The 19554-nt window shown below is 67.4% G+C and carries 18 protein-coding genes and 1 pseudogene; 10 read left to right on the top strand and 9 right to left on the bottom strand.

The annotated features are described in order from the left end of the window. Nucleotides 1–14 precede the first annotated feature (14 nt). Nucleotides 15–977 carry a LysR family transcriptional regulator gene (locus ABL843_RS18940; protein WP_418116865.1) on the bottom strand — a complete coding sequence of 321 codons (963 nt, stop codon included), beginning with the start codon at nt 975–977 and terminating at the stop codon, nt 15–17. 161 nt (nt 978–1138) lie between these two features. Here ABL843_RS18940 and ABL843_RS18935 point away from each other — a divergent pair, with 161 nt between their 5' ends. The 4 genes from ABL843_RS18935 to mmsB all read left to right on the top strand — a co-directional run bounded on the left by ABL843_RS18935 (nt 1139) and on the right by mmsB (nt 6131). Then, complete coding sequence (locus tag ABL843_RS18935; RefSeq protein WP_126021963.1) at nt 1139–2662, top strand: CoA-acylating methylmalonate-semialdehyde dehydrogenase; 1524 nt, start codon at nt 1139–1141, stop codon at nt 2660–2662. A 12-nt stretch (nt 2663–2674) separates the two neighbouring features. Continuing rightward, the gene (locus ABL843_RS18930) at nt 2675–3829 is read left to right on the top strand and encodes an acyl-CoA dehydrogenase family protein (RefSeq protein ID WP_184636978.1); all 1155 of its coding nucleotides are present in this window, start codon (nt 2675–2677) and stop codon (nt 3827–3829) included. A gap of 142 nt (nt 3830–3971) precedes the next feature. Beyond that, entirely contained in the window at nt 3972–5087 is a 1116-nt protein-coding gene (locus tag ABL843_RS18925) for an enoyl-CoA hydratase/isomerase family protein (RefSeq protein ID WP_418116864.1), read from the top strand. Between the two features lie 147 nt (nt 5088–5234). Next, nucleotides 5235–6131 carry a 3-hydroxyisobutyrate dehydrogenase gene (mmsB, locus tag ABL843_RS18920; protein ID WP_418116863.1) on the top strand — a complete coding sequence of 299 codons (897 nt, stop codon included), beginning with the start codon at nt 5235–5237 and terminating at the stop codon, nt 6129–6131. 19 nt (nt 6132–6150) lie between these two features. Here the strand turns inward: mmsB and ABL843_RS18915 are convergent, their stop codons facing one another. Next, nucleotides 6151–6315, bottom strand: a complete 165-nt coding sequence (locus ABL843_RS18915) for a hypothetical protein (protein ID WP_184636983.1) — start codon at nt 6313–6315, stop codon at nt 6151–6153. Further along, a complete protein-coding gene (locus tag ABL843_RS18910; protein ID WP_418116862.1) occupies nt 6312–7610 on the bottom strand; it encodes an MFS transporter in 1299 nt (432 codons plus the stop codon). Before ABL843_RS18910 ends, ABL843_RS18915 begins: the two co-directional genes overlap by 4 nt. 129 nt (nt 7611–7739) lie before the next feature. Between ABL843_RS18910 and gcvA the strand changes: the two genes are divergently transcribed. Continuing rightward, nucleotides 7740–8729 carry a transcriptional regulator GcvA gene (gcvA, locus tag ABL843_RS18905; RefSeq protein WP_418116861.1) on the top strand — a complete coding sequence of 330 codons (990 nt, stop codon included), beginning with the start codon at nt 7740–7742 and terminating at the stop codon, nt 8727–8729. Here the strand turns inward: gcvA and ABL843_RS18900 are convergent. Together ABL843_RS18900 and ABL843_RS18895 are read right to left on the bottom strand one after the other, a co-directional pair. Further along, the gene (locus ABL843_RS18900) at nt 8630–9070 is read right to left on the bottom strand and encodes a hypothetical protein (protein WP_418116860.1); all 441 of its coding nucleotides are present in this window, start codon (nt 9068–9070) and stop codon (nt 8630–8632) included. The two genes, gcvA and ABL843_RS18900, sit on opposite strands and share 100 nt — an antisense overlap. Before the next feature lie 56 nt (nt 9071–9126). Beyond that, complete coding sequence (locus tag ABL843_RS18895; RefSeq protein ID WP_418116859.1) at nt 9127–10053, bottom strand: LysR family transcriptional regulator; 927 nt, start codon at nt 10051–10053, stop codon at nt 9127–9129. A gap of 113 nt (nt 10054–10166) precedes the next feature. Here ABL843_RS18895 and metE point away from each other — a divergent pair. From metE to ABL843_RS18875, 4 genes and pseudogenes are all read left to right on the top strand, one after another. Then, a pseudogene (gene metE, locus ABL843_RS18890) lies at nt 10167–12509 on the top strand (5-methyltetrahydropteroyltriglutamate--homocysteine S-methyltransferase); the annotation flags it as partial. A 131-nt stretch (nt 12510–12640) separates the two neighbouring features. Further along, the gene (locus ABL843_RS18885; RefSeq protein ID WP_369661796.1) at nt 12641–13444 is read left to right on the top strand and encodes a hypothetical protein; all 804 of its coding nucleotides are present in this window, start codon (nt 12641–12643) and stop codon (nt 13442–13444) included. 100 nt (nt 13445–13544) lie between these two features. Further along, nucleotides 13545–14513, top strand: a complete 969-nt coding sequence (locus ABL843_RS18880) for a Bug family tripartite tricarboxylate transporter substrate binding protein (protein WP_418116858.1) — start codon at nt 13545–13547, stop codon at nt 14511–14513. Nucleotides 14514–14841: 328 nt separating this feature from the next. After that, nucleotides 14842–15195, top strand: coding sequence for an alpha/beta hydrolase (locus tag ABL843_RS18875; protein WP_184636997.1), 354 nt, complete (start codon nt 14842–14844; stop codon nt 15193–15195). Between the two features lie 84 nt (nt 15196–15279). On the opposite strand, the gene ABL843_RS18870 is transcribed toward ABL843_RS18875, so the two are convergent. Then, nucleotides 15280–15867 (bottom strand): DNA-3-methyladenine glycosylase I, encoded by a 588-nt coding sequence (locus tag ABL843_RS18870; protein ID WP_418116857.1) that lies wholly within the window; start codon nt 15865–15867, stop codon nt 15280–15282. A gap of 64 nt (nt 15868–15931) precedes the next feature. Here ABL843_RS18870 and ABL843_RS18865 point away from each other — a divergent pair, with 64 nt between their 5' ends. Beyond that, nucleotides 15932–17668, top strand: a complete 1737-nt coding sequence (locus ABL843_RS18865; RefSeq protein WP_418116856.1) for a dipeptidase — start codon at nt 15932–15934, stop codon at nt 17666–17668. Here the strand turns inward: ABL843_RS18865 and ABL843_RS18860 are convergent. The 3 genes from ABL843_RS18860 to ABL843_RS18850 all read right to left on the bottom strand — a co-directional run bounded on the left by ABL843_RS18860 (nt 17622) and on the right by ABL843_RS18850 (nt 19530). Continuing rightward, on the bottom strand, nt 17622–18131 hold the full coding sequence (locus ABL843_RS18860) for a MerR family DNA-binding protein (RefSeq protein ID WP_418116855.1): 510 nt from the start codon (nt 18129–18131) through the stop codon (nt 17622–17624). The two genes, ABL843_RS18865 and ABL843_RS18860, sit on opposite strands and share 47 nt — an antisense overlap. 116 nt (nt 18132–18247) lie before the next feature. Continuing rightward, the gene (locus ABL843_RS18855) at nt 18248–18565 is read right to left on the bottom strand and encodes a chaperone modulator CbpM (RefSeq protein ID WP_126021976.1); all 318 of its coding nucleotides are present in this window, start codon (nt 18563–18565) and stop codon (nt 18248–18250) included. Between the two features lie 2 nt (nt 18566–18567). Next, entirely contained in the window at nt 18568–19530 is a 963-nt protein-coding gene (locus tag ABL843_RS18850) for a DnaJ C-terminal domain-containing protein (RefSeq protein WP_418116854.1), read from the bottom strand. Between the last annotated feature and the right edge of the window lie 24 nt (nt 19531–19554).

The raw sequence follows: 19554 nt of genomic DNA, 5'->3' as shown, positions 1-19554 counted from the left end.
AATTGCGTTGCTCGTTACGGGGTTGGTGGCTTGCGCGGGCGGGCCGGGCGCTGCGGCGGGCCGCTTGCGCCATTTTCTTCGCCGGGCGGCTGCAGGAGCAACAGCGGCTGCTGCTCCTGCACCGTCTCGCGCAGGAAGTTCCACACCGCCTGCATGCGCGCGAGGTGCTTGGTCTCCGCCGGCATCGACATCCAGAAGGTGCGCGTGAAGTTCGCCTGCCCCGGCAGCACGGGGCGCAGCGCGGTGTCGTGCTCGGCGATGAAGGCCGGCAGCACCGCGATGCCCGCGCCCGCCGCCACCGCGCTGTGCTGTGCGAGCACGCTGGTGCTGCGCAGCGCGAAGGCGTCGGGGCGGTGCAACTCGTCGAGGTACTGCAGCTCCTTGCTGAAGAGCAGGTCGTCCACGTAGCTGATGAAGGTGTGGCCGCGCAGGTCCTCGCGCGTGCGGATGGGCTTGTGCGCCGACAGGTACTGCTTCGACGCGTACAGGCGCAGCGTGTAGTCGGTGAGCTTGGCGACCACCACCGGCCCGCGCGCCGGGCGTTCGAGCGAGATCACGATGTCGGCCTCGCGCCGCGACAAGTGCACGAGGCGCGGCATCGCGAGCAGGTCGATGGTGAGCTTCGGGTGCCGCACCGCGAACGATGCTAGCTGCGGTGCCAGCACCACCGTGCCGAAGCCCTCGGTGGCGCCGATGCGCACCAGCCCCGAAAGGCCTTCCTGCGAGGCCGGAGCGGTGCTTTCCACGGCCTGGAACGCGCTCTCCATCGCCTCGACCTGCGGCTGCAGCCTGCGGCCCGCCTCGGTGAGCCGGTGGCCGCCCGATTCGCGCGAGAACAGCGGGGCGCCGACTTCCTTCTCGAGCGCCTGGATGCGGCGCGCCACCGTGGTGTGGTCGACCTCCAGCCGCCGCGCCGCGCTCATCAGCGTGCCCGAGCGGGCCAGCTCCAGGAAGTACCGCAGGTTGTCCCAGTCCATGTGCTTTCGTGCCTCGGGTGGTCTCGAATGGAAGGCTTTGCATTTTTGCAAAGTCGCCGCGCAATTTTGTCTATTGTCATGGCAAATCTGCAAAGCTAGGATGCGTCACCGCCCCGGCTCGTCCGGCGCCGCTTTCACAGGATTCACAGGAGACAAACCCCATGGACGCCACCACCACGCCCTCGACCCAGGTCGCCACCGTCAAGCTGCTGATCGGCGGCAAGCTGGTCGAATCGAAGACCACCGAATGGCGCGACGTCGTCAACCCCGCCACGCAGGAAGTGCTGGCGCGCGTGCCCTTCGCCACGCAGGCAGAGCTCGACGCGGCAGTCGCTTCCGCCAAGGAGGCCTTCAAGACCTGGCGCAAGACGCCCATCGGCGCCCGCGCGCGCATCTTCCTCAAGCTGCAGCAGCTCATCCGCGAGAACATGGGCGAGCTCGCCGCGATCCTCACGGCCGAGCAGGGCAAGACGCTGCCCGACGCGGAAGGCGATGTGTTCCGCGGCCTCGAAGTGGTCGAGCACGCATCGAACATCGGCAACCTGCAACTGGGCGAGCTGGCCAACAACGTGGCCAACGGCGTCGACACCTACACGCTGCTGCAGCCGCTGGGCGTGTGCGCCGGCATCACGCCGTTCAACTTCCCGGCCATGATCCCGCTGTGGATGTTCCCGATGGCCATCGTCACCGGCAACACCTTCGTGCTGAAACCCTCCGAGCAGGACCCGATGGTCACCATGCGCCTGTGCGAACTGGCGCTCGAAGCCGGTGTTCCGCCCGGCGTGCTGAACGTGGTGCATGGCGGTGAAGCCATCGTCAACGGCATCTGCGACCACAAGGACATCAAGGCGATCAGCTTCGTGGGCTCCACCAAGGTCGGCACGCACGTCTACAACCGCGCCACTCTGGCCGGCAAGCGCGTGCAATGCATGATGGGTGCGAAGAACCACGCCATCGTGATGCCCGACGCCAACAAGGAGCAGACGCTCAACGCACTGGCCGGCGCCAGTTTCGGCGCCGCGGGCCAGCGCTGCATGGCGGTGTCGGTGGCGGTGCTGGTGGGCGAGGCGCGCAACTGGGTGCCCGAACTCATCGAGAAGGCGAAGACGCTGAAGGTCGGCGCCGGCGTCGACAAGGGCGTGGACGTGGGCCCGCTGGTCTCCTGCGCCGCTTACGACCGCGTGAACAGCCTCATCGAACGCGGTGAAGCCGACGGTGCCAAGCTGGTGCTCGACGGCCGCAAGCCCACGGTGCCCGGCTACGAGAAGGGCAACTTTGTAGGCCCGACGATCTTCACCGGCGTGAAGCCCGGCATGACCATCTACGACCAGGAAATCTTCGGCCCCGTGCTGTGCATCGCCGACGCCGAGAACATCGACGAGGCCATCGACCTGATCAACAGCAACCCGAACGGCAACGGCACCGCGATCTTCACGCAGTCGGGCGCCGCGGCGCGCCGCTTCCAGGAAGACATCGACGTGGGCCAGGTGGGCATCAACGTGCCGATCCCGGTGCCGGTTCCGATGTTCTCGTTCACCGGCTCGCGCGCGTCGAAGCTCGGCGACTTGGGCCCCTACGGCAAGCAGGTGGTGCTGTTCTATACGCAGACCAAGACGGTGACGGCTCGCTGGTTCGACGACAGCACCGTCTCGCACGGCGTGAACACGACCATCAGCCTCAAATAAGAAGTCCGGAGGATGGACTTCGAACTTTCCGAGGAGCAGCGCGCCTTCGCCGAGACGGCGCGCGACTTTGCACAGGCCGAGTTCGCGCCGCATGCGGCGCAGTGGGACGCGGAAGCCATCTTTCCGAGAGAGGCCATCGCCAAGGCCGGCGAGCTGGGCTTCTGCGGGCTGTATGCGCCCGAGCGCATCGGCGGCCTTGGCCTGCCGCGGCTCGATTCCGCGCTGGTGTTCGAGGAGATGGCCGCGGTCGACCCCTCGACCACCGCCTTCATCACCATCCACAACATGGCGACGTGGATGCTCGGCACCTGGGCGACCGACGCAGTGGCGCAGCAGTGGGGCGAGGACCTGACGAGCGGGCGCAAGCTGGCCTCCTACTGCCTGACCGAGCCGGGCGCGGGCTCCGACGCCGGCTCGCTCAAGACGCGCGCGGAGCTGCAGGGCGCCGAGTACGTCATCAACGGCGGCAAGGCGTTCATCTCCGGTGCCGGCTCGACCGACGTGCTGGTGCTGATGGCGCGCACGGGCGGCGCTGGCGCCAGTGGCATATCGGCCTTCGCGGTGCCGGCCGACGCCCCGGGCATCAGCTACGGCAAGAAGGAGCACAAGATGGGCTGGAACAGCCAGCCCACGCGCACCATCAGCTTCGACAACGTTCGCATTCCCGCGCAGAACCTGCTGGGCAAGGAAGGCGAGGGCTTCCGCATCGCCATGAAGGGCCTGGACGGCGGGCGCATCAACATCGCGACCTGTTCGGTGGGCGCGGCGCAGGGCGCGCTCGACGCGGCGCGCCGCTACCTGCACGAGCGCCAGCAGTTCGGCAAGCCGCTCGCGAGCTTCCAGGCGCTGCAGTTCAAGCTGGCCGATATGGCGACCGAGCTGGTTGCGGCGCGGCAGATGGTTCGGCTCGCGGCCTCCAAGCTCGACGCCAGCCATGCCGACGCCAGCACCTATTGCGCGATGGCCAAGCGCTTCGCGACCGACGCGGGCTTCAACGTCTGCAACGACGCGCTGCAGCTGCACGGCGGCTACGGCTACCTCGGCGAGTTCCCGCTGGAGCGCCTGGTGCGCGACGCGCGCGTGCACCAGATCCTCGAAGGCACCAACGAGATCATGCGCGTGATCGTTGCGCGAAAATTGCTGGAAGGGGACAGCGACATCCGCTGAAGTCCAACTTCAGAACGCAGAAGTCGCGAAGGTTTCGCAAAGGTCGCAGAAAAGACAAAAGAAAATTGATATTCCTTCTGCGACCTTTGCGAAACCTTTGCGGTCTCTGCGTTCGGTTCCCGTATTCAAGCAACCCCAAAACATGACTGACTCAGTAGTTCTCTTCGACGAAATCAAGACCGCCGGCGGCCAGCGCTTCGCAGTGGCCACGCTCAACGCACCGGCTTCGCTCAACGCGCTGTCGGTGGACATGGTGCGCCTGCTCACCCCGAAGCTGCGCGAATGGGCCGGTGATGCCGGTATCGTCGGCGTGCTGCTGCAGGCCGCGGGCGACAAGGCCTTCTGCGCCGGCGGCGACCTGCGCCAGCTCTACCAGACGCTGCTCGACTGCGGCCCCGCGCGCAACACCTACGCCGAAGACTTCTTCCGCGAGGAGTACGAGCTCGACTACCTGATCCACACATTCCCCAAGCCCTTCCTGTGCTGGGGCCACGGCATCGTGATGGGCGGCGGCGTGGGCCTGCTGGCAGGCGCCTCGCACCGCGTGATGACGCTGCAAAGCCGCATCGCCATGCCCGAGATCAACATCGGCCTGTACCCCGACGTGGGCGGCAGCTGGTTCCTGCGCCGCACGCCGGGCCGCACGGGGCTGTTCCTGGCGCTCACCGCCGCGAACATCAACGCGGCCGACACCATCTTCTGCGGGCTGGCCGACGTGCTGGTGCCGCAGGAGCGCAAGGGCGAAGTGCTGGAAACCATCGCTTCGACGAAGTGGGCCTGCGAGAACAAGGCCGACCGCGCGACGCTGTCACGCATCCTCGCCAAGGCGGGCGAGGGCGCCGAGATGCCCGCATCGAAGGTGCGCGAGCACTACGACACCATCAACGCGCTGATGGCGGGCGACGACCTGCTCGACATCGCGAAGCGCCTGCGCGAGTTGCAGAGCGACGACGCATGGCTGCAGACGGCGGCCAAGACTTTCGCCAAGGGCGCGCCCAGCTCGGCCGCGCTGAGCTTCGAGCTGTGGCAGCGCGTTCTGCGCATGTCGCTGGCCGAGGTGTTCCGCCTCGAATACTGGGCATCGCTCGGTTTCTGCGCGCACAAGGACTTCGCCGAAGGCATCCGCGCGGTGCTGGTCGACAAGGACCGCAATCCGCGCTGGAGCCCGGCCACGCTCGAGGAGATCACGCCCGCCTTCATCGAAGACCACCTGCGTCCGCGCGGCGAGATGCCGGCGGAGCTGGCATCGCTGAAGTAAATCGGACAGCCGAACGCAGAAGGAAGACAAAAGCTACGCAGAAGTCGCGAAGGAGAAACCTGTTTTTGTGTTTCTTCTGCGACCTCTGCGAAACCTTCGCGACTTCTGCGTTCTGAACCCGTATTCAAACAACTTGGAGACAAAGCAATGAAGATCGCTTTCATCGGCCTGGGCAACATGGGCGGCCCGATGGCCATGAACCTGCACAAGGCCGGTCACGCGCTCGCCGCCTTCGACCTCTCGAAGGAGGCCTGCGCGAAGTTCGGCGCGGATGGCCTGCCCATCGCCAAGTCGGCCACCGAGGCGGTGGCCGATGCCGAGGTCGTCATCAGCATGCTGCCGGCCAGCGCGCACGTCGATGGCCTGTTCCTGGGCGGTGCCGGCAAGCCCGGCCTGCTCGAGAGCATCCGCGCCGGTTCGCTGGTGATCGACAGCAGCACCATCGCGGCGGCCACCTCGCGCAAGGTCGCCGAAGCGGCTGCCGCCAAGGGCATCGCGATGATCGATGCGCCGGTGTCCGGTGGCACGGGCGGCGCCATCGCAGGCACGCTGACCTTCATGGTCGGCGGCGAGACGCAGGATCTGGAGCGTGCCCGCCCCGTGCTCGAAAAGATGGGCGCGAACATCTTCCACGCCGGCGCGGCCGGAGCGGGGCAGACCGCGAAGATCTGCAACAACATGCTGTTGGGCATTCTGATGATCGGCACTTCCGAAGCGCTGGCGTTGGGCGTGGCCAACGGGCTCGATCCGAAGGTGCTGTCGGAAATCATGCGCCGCAGCTCGGGCGGCAACTGGGCGCTGGAGAAGTACAACCCGATGCCCGGCGTGATGGAGACCGCCCCTGCCTCGAAGAACTATGCCGGTGGCTTCGGCACCGACCTGATGCTCAAGGACCTGGGGCTGGCTCAGGAGAACGCCACCGCCGTGCGCGCGGCCACGCCGCTGGGCGGGCTGGCACGCAGCCTGTATGCGGCCCACAGCCTCGCCGGCCACGGCGCGCTCGATTTTTCGAGCGTGCTGAAGCTGGTGCAGAAGGCTTCCTGAGCCTCCTGCACTTGCCGGTTCAGCTGAAGTGGGACTGAAGCAGCCACAGCAGGCCGAGCACGACAGCGAACAGCACCGCGAACATAACCCAGGCGCGCATGAACGCCTGGGTCTCGGTGAGCTCGGGCTGCGCGTCCGCGGCGGGAGGCGGGCTGACGGTAACGTCGGGTTGCGGTTGTGTCATTTCCCCACTGTGCAGCGCAGTTCGCCGGCCGTGGCCGGCTTTGCACGGGCATCCATCCGCGACATCGTCCACATGATGGCGGCCGCCACCAGGTTGGCTCCCACGCTGAACAAGATCGGCAGCAGGTAGCTGCGGCTGATGTCGAAGGCATAGCCCGCGGCGGCCGGACCGACCAGCGTGCCGAAGGCCACGCTGGTGTAGAGCACGCCGATGATCGCGCTGATGTTGCGCCCGCCGAAGTAGTCCATCACCAGCGCCGGCAGCAGCGCGACGAAGCCGCCGTAGAACGCGCCGTAGAAGAAGGCGAACACCGCCAGCCCCCGGAAGCCGTCCGATGAGGCCCACACCAGCAGCGACAGCGCCATGCCGGTGGACATCAGCAGCATGGTCTGCGCGCGCCCCATGCGGTCGGCAAGCCCGCCCAGGAAGAAACGCCCGGCCGTGCTGCCCACGCCGATGGCGCCCAGCAGCAGCACCGCCGACGCGTTCGGCACCCCGTGGTCCAGCGCATAGGGCACCAGGTGCACGAAGGGCACGAACAGGCCGAACGAGCTGATGAGGCAGGCTACGTACAGGCCGGCGAAGCGCCGCGAGCGCACGGCATCGCGCACCGTGAAGCCCTCGGGCCGGGCTGTTTGGGCCTGAGGCTGGGGAGCATCGCCATCCGGCCCCAGGCCACGGTCGCGCGGGTCGTTCTCGATCAGCAGCGCCATGCCCACGCCCACCACCACCGCCAGCACACCCAGCGCCAGGTAGGCGTTGCGCCAGCCCAGCGTCTCGATGAATAGCGATGCCAGCGGCGGCATCACCAGCGTGCCCACGCCGATGCCGCTCACCGCCAGCCCCGAAGCGAAGCCGCGCCGCCGGACGAACCAGCGCTGCACCGCGCCCAGCACCGGCACGTACGAAGCGCCGACGCCCAGGCCCACGCCGAGCCCATAGGCGAGGTAGATCTGCGTCAGGCTCCGTGCCTGCCCTGCGAGCGCAAGCCCCAGCCCCACCAGCACCATGCCCGCCGCGGCCAGCCGCCGCGAACCCCAGCGGTCGGCCAGCGGCCCGCTGAGCACGCCGAGGCCGAAGTAGAGAAAGCCCGCCAGCGAGAACACCAGCGACACCGACCCGCGCGAGGCGCCGAAGTCCTTCTGCAGCGATTCGAGAAAGGCGCTGAAGGTGTAGGCGCAGCCGAAGCCCACGAAGGTCACGGCAAAGGCGCCCGCGACCACCAGCCAGCCTCGGAAAAGGCCCGCGCCTTGCTGCGATGCGGAAGAAGGCTGGCTCGGAGGTGTGGTCTTCATGCGGGTGTCCGGATCAAAATATCTAAGCTCGCGAGACTCGTTCTGGCCACGCGGATGACGATATTCCCTCTTTGCTGTCTGCGGCACAAACCAGAATTTCTGCCTCTTTCGAATCAGTCTGGCTAAACGATGGAACACCAGCTCCCACCGCTCAACGCACTGCGCGCCTTCGAGGCCACCGCGCGCCATCTGTCGGTGAAGAACGCGGCCGACGAGCTCTGCGTGACGCCGGGCGCCGTGAGCCAGCTCGTCAAGGCGCTGGAGCTGCACCTGGGCGTGCAGCTGTTCCGCCGCGTCAACCGGGGCATCTTTCTGACCGACGCGGGCCAGGCCTACCTGCCGCCGGTGCGCAGTGCTTTCAGGCAGATCAGCGATGCGACGCAGAGGCTGGCCGTGCCCGCCGAAAGCGGCCTGCTCGCCGTGAGCACCACGCCGTTCTTCGCCTCGGCGTGGCTGGTGCCGAGGCTCAAGTCATTCCAGAAGGCACATCCCGACATCGACCTGCAGGTGCAGGCGAGCAACGCGCTGGCCGATTTCTCGCGCGACGGCGTGGATGTCGCCATTCGCCACGGCACGGGCCAGTACCCGGGGCTCGTCAGCCAATGCGTGCTGACCGTCGAGGTTGTTCCCGTTGCTGCGCCTTCGCTGGTGGCCGAGCTGGGCAAGCCCGCGAAGCCAGCCGATCTGCTGCGCTGGCCGCGCGTGAACGACGCGCAGCGCAAGGGCTGGCGCCTGTGGTTCGCGGCGCAGGGCGTGGCCGATACGGGCTCGGTGCGCGGACCGTCCTTCGACGATGCCGGCCTTTTGCTGGGGGCTGTGCAGACCGGGCAGGGCGTCGCCTTGCTGCCGGCTGCACTGGTGGCGAGCGACGTGGCCGAGGGCAGGCTGGTGCGTCTCTTCAAGGCCGCGCTGCTCGACGGCTTTGCTTACCACCTCGTGTATCCGCCGGCCAGCCGCGACCGGCCGAAGGTGGCGGCCTTCCGTTCGTGGCTTGCCGAGGCGATGCGCGACGGCGGTACTCAGACCGCGGCGAGAAAAACGTCGGCGTCGCCGCCTTCGCACTTCCAGTCGGCGAAGACGCCGACGAGGCTGCAGCTGGTGCAGCGACAGCCGAGGTAGTACCAGCGCACGTCGTTGCTCTCGGCGTAGAGCGCAACGCCCGACAGCAACTCGAAGCTTTCCTCGCCGCAGACGCATTCGTGGCCTTCGAACTCGGCTTCGTCCGCGTATTCGGCGGCGTCGCCCATCAGGTGCACGTTGCCGCAGGCCGTGCAGGTGCGGCGTGCCGCGCCGGTCTCCTCGTCGCTTTCCAGACCGAACACGCGATGGCCGCAGATGCATGCCGATGCGGCGAAGCGGGTGGCAGGGTACTTGTTGGCCTTGCTGTAGCGCTGGATCTCGGCTTGCGTGTCTTCGGGGCCGTCGCCGTACCAGTAGCGGCCTTTCTTCTTCAGAGCCATGCGGTCTTCCTTTTTTTTCCTCTGTTCGGTGTACGGCAGATTCTGGCGCGCGCCAGCTACAGCAGCTCGATGCCCGGCAGGCTCTTGAAGCAGCTCTCGCGCGTGATGCGCACGAAGTCGGCGAGCCAGGGCTGTGCCGAGGTGCCCTGTGTGCACGCCATGTAGAGCCGGCCGGTCAGCCCCTTGCTGCCCACGCGGCGCGCGGTGACATAGCCGCGGTCCAGGTAGTTCTGCACCGCCCACAGCGGCAGCGTCGCCACGCCGCGCCCGCTGGCCACCAGCTGCAGCATCGCGACCGTGAGTTCGGTGGTGCGCCGGTGCGCGGCCTCCACCCCGGCGGGGCCGAGCACCTGCCGCACGATGTCGAGCATCTCGTCGGGCACGGGGTAGGTGATGAGCGTCTGGTCGGCGAAGTGCCGCGCCGTGAGGTAGGCCTTGGCAACGAGCGGGTGTTCGTTGGCCAGCAGTGCCACGATCTCGAAGCGGAACAGCGCGTGGTAGTCCACGGTTTCGCCGGGGTCCTGCTCGGACACGATGGCCACCTCGGCGCGGTTCTGCATCACCAGCGCGATCGGGTCGGGGTGGAAGCCCGAGACGATGTCGAGTTCGATCTCGGGCCAGCGCTGGCGAAAGGCGTCCATGGCTGGCATGAGCCAGTCGAAGCAGGTGTGGCACTCGACCACGATGCGCAGCTGGCCGCTGCGCCCGAGCGCAAGCCGGGCCACGTCGCGCTCGGCTTCCTCGATGAGCGGCAGCGCGGTGTCGGCCAGCTGAAGCAGCCGCAGGCCGGTGGTGCTGAACTGCGGCGGCACCGACTTGCGCTCGAACAGCTGCGCGCCGTAGCGGTCTTCCAGCAGCTTGATCTGGTGCGACAGCGCCGATTGCGTGAGGTTGAGCAGCTGCGCGGCGCGCACGAGGCTGCCGGTGTCGCGCAGCGCGATGAGCGTGCGCAGGTGGCGTATTTCAAGGATCGATTGCTGCATGGCGGGCTGCATGAAAAATATTCAATCGAATGGGCAAAAGGTTTCGTTTGAATCATATGCCGCAAACGCCGACCATCCCGGATTCCCAAGATCAGCGACCGGATTACCTTCAAATGACCACCCGTACCCACACCCTCGGCTTTCCGCGCATGGGCGCGCACCGGGAACTCAAGTTCGCCCTCGAGAAGCACTGGCGCGGCGAGATCGACCGTTCCGCGCTCGAAGCGGTCGGCGAGCAACTGCGCGCCCGCCACTGGCAGGCCCAGCGCGATGCAGGGCTCGACTTCGTGACGGTGGGCGATTTCGCTTACTACGACCATGTGGCCAACCACATCCAGTTGCTCGGCTGCGAGCCGGCGCGCTTCGGCTTCCATGGCGACGAGCCCGAACTTTCGCGCTACTTCAAGATGGCGCGCGGCGTGGAGAGCGAAACGGCCCACGCGCACGGCGAAGGCTGCGCGCACGGCGGCGAAGGCACCTTCGCGCTGGAGATGACCAAGTGGTTCGACACCAACTACCACTACCTCGTGCCCGAGTTCGATGCGCGCACGCAGTTCAGGCTGGCCTCGACGCGCCTCTTCGACGAGGTGGCGCAGGCGCAGCAGGCCGGCCACGCGGTCAAGGCCGTGCTGCTGGGGCCGCTGAGCTTCCTGTACCTCGGCAAGGAGAAGGCGGCCGGCTTCGACCGCTTCTCGCTGCTCGATGCGCTGCTGCCGGTGTACGAGCAGGTGCTCACGCGGCTGAAGCAGCAGGGCGTGGAGTGGGTGCAGATCGACGAGCCCATCCTCGGCCTCGACCTGCCCGATGCATGGCGCAACGCCTTCGAGCGCGCCTACTGGCAACTCGCCCGCAGCGCGCCGAAGCTGCTGCTGGCCACGTATTTCTCGCCGCTGTCGGACAACCTGCGCCTGGCCTGCCAGCTGCCGGTGGCCGGCCTGCACGTCGACGCGGTGCGCTCCCCGCAGGAACTCACGGGCGTGGCCGACTGGCTGCCGGCGCACAAGGTGCTGTCGGTTGGCGTGGTGGACGGGCGCAACATCTGGCGCACCGACGTCGATGCGGCGCTTGCCAGGCTCAGGCCGGTGGCGGAGAAGCACCAAGGGGAGCTGTGGATCGCGCCTTCGTGCTCGCTGCTGCATGTGCCCTTCAGCCTTGCGGCGGAAACGAAGCTCGATGCGGAACTGAAATCGTGGCTCGCCTTCGCCGTCGAGAAGCTCGACGAGCTGCGCGTGCTGCGCGCGGCCGTCGATGGCGACGAGGCCTCGGTCGCGTCAGAACTCGCGGCGGCCCGCGCCGCGGTGGAAGCTCGCCGCACCAGCCCACGCGTGCATCGTGCAGATGTGGCCCTGCGCCTTGCGCGCAGCGTGGCGGGCGACGACTGCCGCGTCTCGTCGTTCGGAATGCGCCAGCTGGTGCAGCGCACGCGTTTCGCGCTGCCCGCGCTGCCGACCACCACCATCGGCTCCTTCCCGCAGACCGCCGACATCCGCGCCGCCCGCGCCGCCTTCAAGCGCGGCGAGCTCGATGCGCCGGGCTACCGCGAGAAGATGCGCGTCGAGATCGCGCTTGCCGTGCGCAAGCAGGAGGAGCTGGGCATCGACGTGCTGGTGCATGGGGAGGCCGAGCGCAACGACATGGTCGAGTACTTCGGCGAGCAGCTCGACGGCTTCGCCTTCACCGCCAACGGCTGGGTGCAGTCGTACGGCTCGCGCTGCGTCAAGCCGCCGGTGATCTTCGGCGACGTGGCGCGCCCCGCGCCTATGACGGTCGAATGGACCGCCTACGCGCAAGGCCTCACGAAGCTGCCAATGAAGGGCATGCTGACCGGCCCCGTCACCATCCTGCAGTGGTCCTTCGTGCGCGACGACCAGCCGCGCGCCACCACCTGCGAGCAGATCGCCTGGGCGATCCGTGACGAGGTGGTCGATCTGGAGAGTGCGGGCATCGGCATCATCCAGATCGACGAGCCGGCCATTCGCGAAGGCCTGCCGCTGCGCCGCGCCGGCTGGCCGGCTTATCTGAAGTCGGCCACGCGCGCTTTCCGCATCAGCGCCTCGGGCGTGCGCGACGAGACGCAGATCCACACGCACATGTGCTATTCGGAGTTCAACGACATCCTGCCGGAGATCGCGGCCATGGACGCCGACGTGATCACCATCGAGACGAGCCGTTCCGACATGGAGCTGCTGCGCGGCTTCGGGGGCGAGCACAACGCGGGCGGTTTCCGCTACCCCAACGAGATCGGCCCGGGCGTTTACGACATCCACTCGCCGCGCGTGCCTTCGGTCGAAGAAATCGTGCGGCTGATGCGCAAGGCGGCCGACGTGGTGCCGCCCGCCAACCTGTGGATCAACCCCGACTGCGGCCTCAAGACTCGCGGCTGGCCCGAGACGGAGGCGGCGCTTTCGAACATGGTGGCGGCTGCGAAGCAGCTGCGCAGGGAGCTGGCGCAGGCCTGAAGCACGGAAGAGACCGGGGCGGACGGGGGCGGACCGGGGCAGCGGGAGGGAAATGCCGGCGTGCCAATAATGGCGCCATGCTTTCCCCGAACCGTCTCTTCCTCTTCCGTTTCTCCCTGTTGCTTCTCTTGCTCCCGACCCCCTTGATGGGCTGGGCGCAGAGCCGTGCGGAAGCGCTGCTGCAGTTCGAAGGCGTGCAGCAGCGCTACCAGGCCTCCTACGGGCCTGGCGCCGTCTCGCGTGGTGCGAGAGAGCTGCTGGACCCCGACGACCAGGCCATCGCCGACAAGGCACTCAAGGCGCTGGACACGGCGGCGACGCGCGCCTTCGACACGAAGGCCTCGGTGTCTGCCATCCAGCAGGAAGTTGCATCGGCCGGTAACGGTGGTGCGGCACCCAACCCGCAATTGCTCGCCGCCGTGTCGCGCTTCGTGAAGCTGCGCACCGACTACGCGGCGATGAGCGATGCCGGCAAGGCGGAGTTCTTCAACCGCGAGCGCGCCAAGCCCGTGGACCCCGCGCGCGCGGAACTGCTGGAGCGCATGGCGGTGGCCGAGGTGCGCGAGATCGACTTCTCCAGCCAGTTGCTGATGAGCGCCGTCGTCAAGCAACTCGCGCGGGGCAATGGCGGCCAGTTCAGCTCGCTGCCCGACCGCACGCTCGACATGGCCCTCGACACGCTCTGGTCGCGCGGCGTGACCTCGACCCGCCCGCGCAACCTGATGCTCGTGGCGCGCGAATTCGAGAGGCAGGTGACGCAGGCGCTGCTCGCCGCGCTGCCCGATACCGACGTGGCCGCGCTGCTCGCATGGCGCAACGATCCGCAGGCCGCCGCCGAGCGCGAGGCGCTGGTGGGCACCTATCGCGCCGAGGTCAAGGGCAGCGGCGGCGTGGCGCTGCGCACGCTGATCCGCGCCTGGCCGCGTTCCTGATCGGCAGGCCTCTGGGAGAAATACCGAGGTCAAAGCCGACCCAGGAGCGTGCAATGGGCGCTGTACCTGACAACGACTCACAACACGCAGGAGACTTCCCATGCTTTCCAACCGCATCGCATCGCTCGCCGTCGGGCTGGCCGTGTCCGTCCTCGCCCAAGGCGCCGCCGCGCAGGCCTGGCCAACCAAGCCGATCAGGCTGGTCGTTCCCTTTTCCGCAGGCGGCGCCAACGACCTGATGGCACGCGCGGCGGCCGAAGGCGCGTCGAAGCAACTGGGGCAACCGGTGATCGTCGACAACAAGCCCGGCGCGGGCGCGGTCCTCGGCGCCGACGTGGTCGCCAAGAGCGCGCCCGACGGCTACACCTTCCTGGTGAGCGCGGCCGGCGTGGTGTCGAACAGCATGATCAAGAAGAGCATGCCGTACAAGGACGAGGCGCTGGTGCCGGTGGCCATGATCGGGCTGGCGCCTTCGGTGGTGGTGGTGCCGGCCGATGCGCCGTACAAGGACCTGAAGGAATTCGTCGCCGCGTCGAAGAAGTCGGGCAACGGCTTCCACTGGGCCACCGCCGGCACGGGCAGCACGCCGCATTTCGTCGAGGGCATCCTGCAGACGAAATACGGCGGCAAGCTCGACGTGGTGCCCTACAAGAGCGGCTCGGAGTCGATCACCGCGGTGCTCGGCAGCCAGGTCGAGGCGACTTCCGAGGCCAGCATCGTGGTGCTGCCCTACGTGAAGAGCGGCAAGCTCAAGGCGCTGGCGGGCACGTGGACGCAACGCATCTCGGCCTACCCTGAGCTGCCGACTGCGGCGGAGGAGGGCTTCCCCGAGATCCGCATCGCGCACTGGGCCGGCGTGCACGCGCCGCGCGGCACGCCCGACGCGATCATGGACAAGATGGCCGCGGCAGTCGACGCCGCAATGAAGTCGCCCGAGATCGCGAAGCGCCTGAAGGACATGGGCATCGAGCCCGTCGGTGGCACCCGCGCGAGCTTTGCCAAGTTCGTCGACGAGGAGCGTGCGCGGCTCGGCAGCGTGGTCAAGGCGACCGGCATGAAGGAGGACTGAGCGGGCGAAGCGCTCCGGAACAGGCGCACCGGTTGGCATGCAACCTGCAGGAGCTTGTTGAAAGGCGCGGTGAGGGGCGAGGCTGCCCTAGCACCTTTTGCTGAAAGGCCGAGCCAGGCTGCCAGGTTCCGCTTGACGGTCTAGAGACAAAGTATGCAAACTGCCCACGTTCTTGACGGCGCAAGGAGCACTTGGATTAGCGTTGTCAGAAAGTTCCTGGCTATTGTTTCAATTTCGTGAACACTGCGGTTCATTCTTCATAGGGTTTGCCCTAGTAATCCTGGTGCACACTTGCGGCACCGAAAAGCCCAATGAAGAAGGAATTGAAATGAAGACCTCGAACATCCTCGCCGCCGCCGCTCTGACCCTGCTCGCCGCCGCTGGCGCCCACGCAGAAACCTACGAAGGCGTCCAGCCCCTGACTTCCGGCTACAGCCGCGCCGATGTGGCGCCCCAGGCCGTGGCAGCCGCCCGTGCCGGCAACGCCTACAACGACAGCGAAGGCGCCGCTTCGACCGCAACGCCCGCTCTGACCGCTTCGGTGGACCGCGCCGCCGTCCGTAGCCAGGCCGTCGCCGCCGCACACGCTCCGGGCCAGAACCTGCGTCCCGAAACCTTCGCCGGCAGCGTGATCCCCGCGCAAGCCAAGGGCCTGACCTTCACGCGCCAAGCCGGCCTGTAATTCGAAAGCGGCGCAAGCCGCTTCATCGAATCACAAGTCACACATCAGGAGAAACCGGACCTGCGAAGGCAGCGTCCGGTTTTTTCATTGGGCCTTGCCGCGTCCGTGCTTCGTCCCGTGCCGGTGGCAATCGTGCGCATGGTCGTCCACGATGCCCGTGGCCTGCATCCACGCATAGACGATCACCGGCCCCACGAACTTGAAGCCGCGCTTCTTCAGCGCAGCCGAGATGTCTTCGGACAGCGGCGTCTTCACCGGCACGCTGCCCGTGCGGTTCACGACGGGCTTGCCGCCCGCCATGCCCCAGATGAATTCCGAGAAGTCCTCGCCCTTGGCCTGCATCGCGAGGTAGGCGCGCGCGTTGCCGATGGTGGCCTCGATCTTCGAGCGAGAGCGCACGATGCCCGGATCCTGCAGCAGCCGCTCGACGTCGGCCTCGGTGAATTTGACGATCTTCTCGGGGACGAAGCCTTTGAAGGCCTTGCGGAAGGCATCGCGCTTTCGCAGGATGGTGAGCCACGAGAGTCCGGCCTGGAAGCCGTCGAGCATGAGCTTTTCCCACAGCGCGCGGCTGTCTCGCTCGGGCACGCCCCATTCGGCGTCGTGATAGGCCATCAGCAGCGGGTCGGTCTGGGCCCAGGCGCAGCGGATCTTGTCGGTGCTGTTGCTCATTGTTCTTTCGATTCTTCGCTCGGCTATCGTCGCGGGATGTTTTCAGAATGAGGGGGAGACCCTGATGCAGCAATCTCGATTTTCATTGTCGGCGCTTTCGCTGGGCCTTGCGCTCGCGCTCGGCTCTCTGGCGCATGCGGAAACGATCAGGAAGCCCCAGCTCGATCAGCTCGCCGCCGCCTGGCAGGCTGGCAAGCCGTCCGCCGACTTCAACGCGTTCCTGGCGCAGGCCGAGAAGACCAACCCGGAACTCAAGCCGGGAGGGGCCGCCTACCGCAAGAAGGCGCCGCTGGCCGGCGACGACCTCGTCAACATCGCGCGCCTGCTCGGCCTCTACAACCGCCTGAACAACCAGCAGGCCGTGATCGCGAGCATCGGCACCATGGTGGCGATCCCGACGGTGCGCAACGTGCAGGTTCCGCCCCACGAAAGTGCGCCGATCATCGAGTTCGGCCAGCTCGTGCAGAAGATGGCGGGCGATTTCGGCCTGGCCTACCGCAACGTCGACAACCGCATCTTCGAAGTCAGCCTCAAGGGCACGGGCTCCGAAGAGTTCGGCATCCTCACTCACTCCGACGTGGTGCCGGCGGTGCTGTCCGAATGGGTGCTAGACGACGGCACGCGGCTCGATCCGTTCAAGATGACGCGCGTGGGCGACTTCCTCTACGGCCGGGGCACCATCGACGACAAGGGCTCCATCGCGGCGGTGCTCTATGCGATGAAGACGGTGAAGGAAAGCGGCCTGCCCATCGAGCGCAGCATCCGCCTGATGATCGAGACCACCGAGGAAACCGGCGGCGACGCGATGCAGTACTACCGCACCAAGACGCAGCTGCCGGCCTACAACATCGTGCTCGACAGCAAATACCCGGCGGTGGTGGCCGAGAAGGGCTCGGGCGCGCTGAAGGTGTTTTTCCCGGCGGAAACTGCCGATGGCGCATCGACGGCGATCACAGCCATGAGCGCCGCCGCATCGGCCAACGCGATCTCGCAGACGGCGACGGCCGTGCTCAAGGGCGGCGACCAGGCCGCCGCGCTCGCGAAGCTCGAGGCCGCGAAGCCGGCCTTCCTGCAGAAGTACGAAGGGCAGGGCGGCAAGTTCTCCATCGACATCGCGCGCGGCGCCGACGGCATCGAGCTGAAGGTGACGGGCGTTTCCGCCCATGGCTCGCGGCCCGAGGAGGGCGTGAACCCGCTGCCTCGCCTCGCGCTCTTCCTGCAGGAATCCGGCGTGCCGCTCGCGCCCAATCACTACCTGAAAGCCGTGAAGTACATCGACGCGCTCTACGGCACCGGCTACCTCGGCGAGAAGATGGGCCTGGGCTATGCCGACGACTTCATGGGGCCTCTAACCTTCTCGCCCAACCTCGTGCGCATGGGCAGCGATGGCAGGCTTGAAGTCACGGTCAATGCGCGCATGCCTCGCGGCCGTACGCCCGAAGAACTCAAGGCGCAAGTCACGCAGAAGATCGATGCGTGGGCCAACGCGAACAGCGTGAAGCTCGAAGTCGCCTACGAGCAAGGCAACTGGATGGCGCGAGACCCGAAGGGCGCATGGCTGTCCACGCTGCTGAACATCTATGGCGACACCACTGGCCTCGAGGCCAGGCCCGTGCCCACGGCCGGCAGCACCACCGCGAAGCTGATGCCCAACGCCATCAACTTCGGCCCCGCGATGCCCGGCAAGAAGTACACGGCGCACAACGCCAAGGAGTACAAGGAAGTGCCCGACCTCGACGCCGACCTGCAGATGTTCACCGAGATGCTGGTGCGCATCGGCAATCTGAAGCAGATGCAGTAGCGCCAACCGGCTGGGAGGCGAAGCCCCTGAGCTCCAGCAGTTCATCGAGGATGGGACAGGCGGGCTGATGATTGCCCAGGCACAGGCCGGCGAGGCGCTCCAGCACGCGCTTCGTGGCCTGCAGTTCCTCGATCTGCGATTCGAGTTCCTCGGTGCGCGTCAGCGCGATGAGTTTCACCTCGGCGCTCATGCGGTGCTCGTCCTGCCTGAGCGCGAGCAGCCTTGCGATGTCGCTCATGCCGAAGCCCAGCGCGTGCGCCCTGCGCACGAAGCGCAGCACGTCGACGTGCTCGCGGGTGAATCCGCAGCCGACGGTGCCCTGAATGAGGCCGCGGGCTTCGCACTGGCGCAGCAGCCGCTCGGAGACGCCGGCGCGGGCCATGGCCTCTTCCATTCCGAATCGGCGGCCGGACTGCGTCGTTGCCGGTGCCGGCTCGGGCGTGCCAAGGGTGCGAGGGTTCATGCGGGCTCCTTCCTGTTGAGAAGGCCCGCAGTCTTCGGCTTCGCATGGTGTCAAGGTCAAGGGGCGGGCCGCTTTCCCCTGAGGATAGGAGGGGCGATGCGCTCGCCCACGGCCTCCTATCGGAGGCCGTGCGCGTGCAGCGCCGCCTTGAGCCTTCGCACCTCGTGCTGCAGGTCGAGGATCAGCGCCGCTGCGTCGAGATTCACGCCGAAGTCGCGCTCCAGCCTGCGTGCCTCGAGCGCGCATTGCAGGTCGGTGCTCGAGAACTCCCAGCGCTCTGGCGGCGCCTCGGCGGTTTCGATGCGCAGGATGCCGACTTCGACCAGCTGCACGACCCAGGCGGTATCCGCGCCGACGGCGTGCGCCAGTTCGCTCGCGGCGAGCGGCTGCGAGGCGCTGATGGCGGTGGTGCTCGTGAGGGTGAAATTCACCATGCTCAGACTCCCAGATGCTGGCGTGGGTGGAAGGAAGAGGTGGCCTGCGCCAGCTGCTCGTAGGCCTTGCGGGCCTCGTCGCCGTCAGCGGGCGGCAGCGCGATGTCGAGCAGAAGGTACAGGTCGCCCGGCGTCTTGCCCGCGAGCCCGCGGCCCTTCAGGCGCAGCTTCAGGCCGCTGCGCGCGTTGCGCGGCACGGTCACCTCGACCACGCCGCCGGTCGGCGTCGGCACCTGCACCTGTGCGCCCAGCGCGGCCTCGGTGGGCGTGACGGGCAGCGTCATGTACAGGTCGCGCTCTTCCACGCGGTAGAGCTTGTGCGGCGCGATGCGCACTTCGAGGTACAGGTCGCCCGCGGGCTCGCCGCCGTGGCCGGGCATGCCCTGGCCGGCAAGGCGGATGAACTGGCCCGGATGCACGCCTGGGGGAATCTTCACGCTCAGCGTGCGATTGGTCCACTGCGGATGGCCCTGCGCGTCGATGGTCTGCGCGCGCAGCGTGATCTCGCGTTCGGCGCCGCTGAGCGCGTCTTCCAGCGTGATCTCGATGGCCGCATGGTGGTCTTCGCCGCGCGCGCGGAAGTTCTGCCGCGCGGCGCCGCGGCGCTCGGCCTCGCCGAAGAGCGACGAGAAGAAGTCGCTGAAGTCGGCATGGTCGGCCGGGCCCTGGCGCGGGCCGCGATGGAACTCGAAACCTTCGTCCCAGCCCGGCGGCGGGCGGAAGTCGCCCTCGGGGCTGCCGCCGCGCGCGACGCGGTCGGCCAGCGCGTCATAGGCGGCGCGCTTTTCCTTGTCGCCCAGCACGTCCTTGGCCTCGTTGATGTCGCGCATGCGCTGCTCGGCATCGGCCTCGGTGCTGACGTCGGGGTGGTACTTGCGGGCGAGCTTGCGGTAGGCCTTGCGCACCTCGTCGTCGGACGCGGTACGGTCGATGCCCAGTGCGCTGTAGTAGTCCTTGAATTCCATGGTGCGTGGTGCTTCGTTGGGTGG

Origin of the sequence: Variovorax sp. 350MFTsu5.1 (genome assembly GCF_048302515.1) — a bacterium.
Taxonomy (GTDB): domain Bacteria; phylum Pseudomonadota; class Gammaproteobacteria; order Burkholderiales; family Burkholderiaceae_C; genus Variovorax; species Variovorax guangxiensis.
This window is presented reverse-complemented; position numbering and strand designations above follow the sequence as displayed.

Excerpts from the sequence above, each read along its gene's own strand:
- ABL843_RS18940 (WP_418116865.1), bottom strand. The coding sequence starts at position 977 with ATGGACTGGGACAACCTGCGGTACTTCCTGGAGCTGGCCCGCTCGGGC.
- ABL843_RS18935 (WP_126021963.1), top strand. The coding sequence starts at position 1,139 with ATGGACGCCACCACCACGCCCTCGACCCAGGTCGCCACCGTCAAGCTG.
- ABL843_RS18930 (WP_184636978.1), top strand. The coding sequence starts at position 2,675 with ATGGACTTCGAACTTTCCGAGGAGCAGCGCGCCTTCGCCGAGACGGCG.
- ABL843_RS18925 (WP_418116864.1), top strand. The coding sequence starts at position 3,972 with ATGACTGACTCAGTAGTTCTCTTCGACGAAATCAAGACCGCCGGCGGC.
- mmsB (WP_418116863.1), top strand. The coding sequence starts at position 5,235 with ATGAAGATCGCTTTCATCGGCCTGGGCAACATGGGCGGCCCGATGGCC.
- ABL843_RS18915 (WP_184636983.1), bottom strand. The coding sequence starts at position 6,315 with ATGACACAACCGCAACCCGACGTTACCGTCAGCCCGCCTCCCGCCGCG.
- ABL843_RS18910 (WP_418116862.1), bottom strand. The coding sequence starts at position 7,610 with ATGAAGACCACACCTCCGAGCCAGCCTTCTTCCGCATCGCAGCAAGGC.
- gcvA (WP_418116861.1), top strand. The coding sequence starts at position 7,740 with ATGGAACACCAGCTCCCACCGCTCAACGCACTGCGCGCCTTCGAGGCC.
- ABL843_RS18900 (WP_418116860.1), bottom strand. The coding sequence starts at position 9,070 with ATGGCTCTGAAGAAGAAAGGCCGCTACTGGTACGGCGACGGCCCCGAA.
- ABL843_RS18895 (WP_418116859.1), bottom strand. The coding sequence starts at position 10,053 with ATGCAGCAATCGATCCTTGAAATACGCCACCTGCGCACGCTCATCGCG.
- ABL843_RS18880 (WP_418116858.1), top strand. The coding sequence starts at position 13,545 with ATGCTTTCCAACCGCATCGCATCGCTCGCCGTCGGGCTGGCCGTGTCC.
- ABL843_RS18875 (WP_184636997.1), top strand. The coding sequence starts at position 14,842 with ATGAAGACCTCGAACATCCTCGCCGCCGCCGCTCTGACCCTGCTCGCC.
- ABL843_RS18870 (WP_418116857.1), bottom strand. The coding sequence starts at position 15,867 with ATGAGCAACAGCACCGACAAGATCCGCTGCGCCTGGGCCCAGACCGAC.
- ABL843_RS18865 (WP_418116856.1), top strand. The coding sequence starts at position 15,932 with ATGCAGCAATCTCGATTTTCATTGTCGGCGCTTTCGCTGGGCCTTGCG.
- ABL843_RS18860 (WP_418116855.1), bottom strand. The coding sequence starts at position 18,131 with ATGAACCCTCGCACCCTTGGCACGCCCGAGCCGGCACCGGCAACGACG.
- ABL843_RS18855 (WP_126021976.1), bottom strand. The coding sequence starts at position 18,565 with ATGGTGAATTTCACCCTCACGAGCACCACCGCCATCAGCGCCTCGCAG.
- ABL843_RS18850 (WP_418116854.1), bottom strand. The coding sequence starts at position 19,530 with ATGGAATTCAAGGACTACTACAGCGCACTGGGCATCGACCGTACCGCG.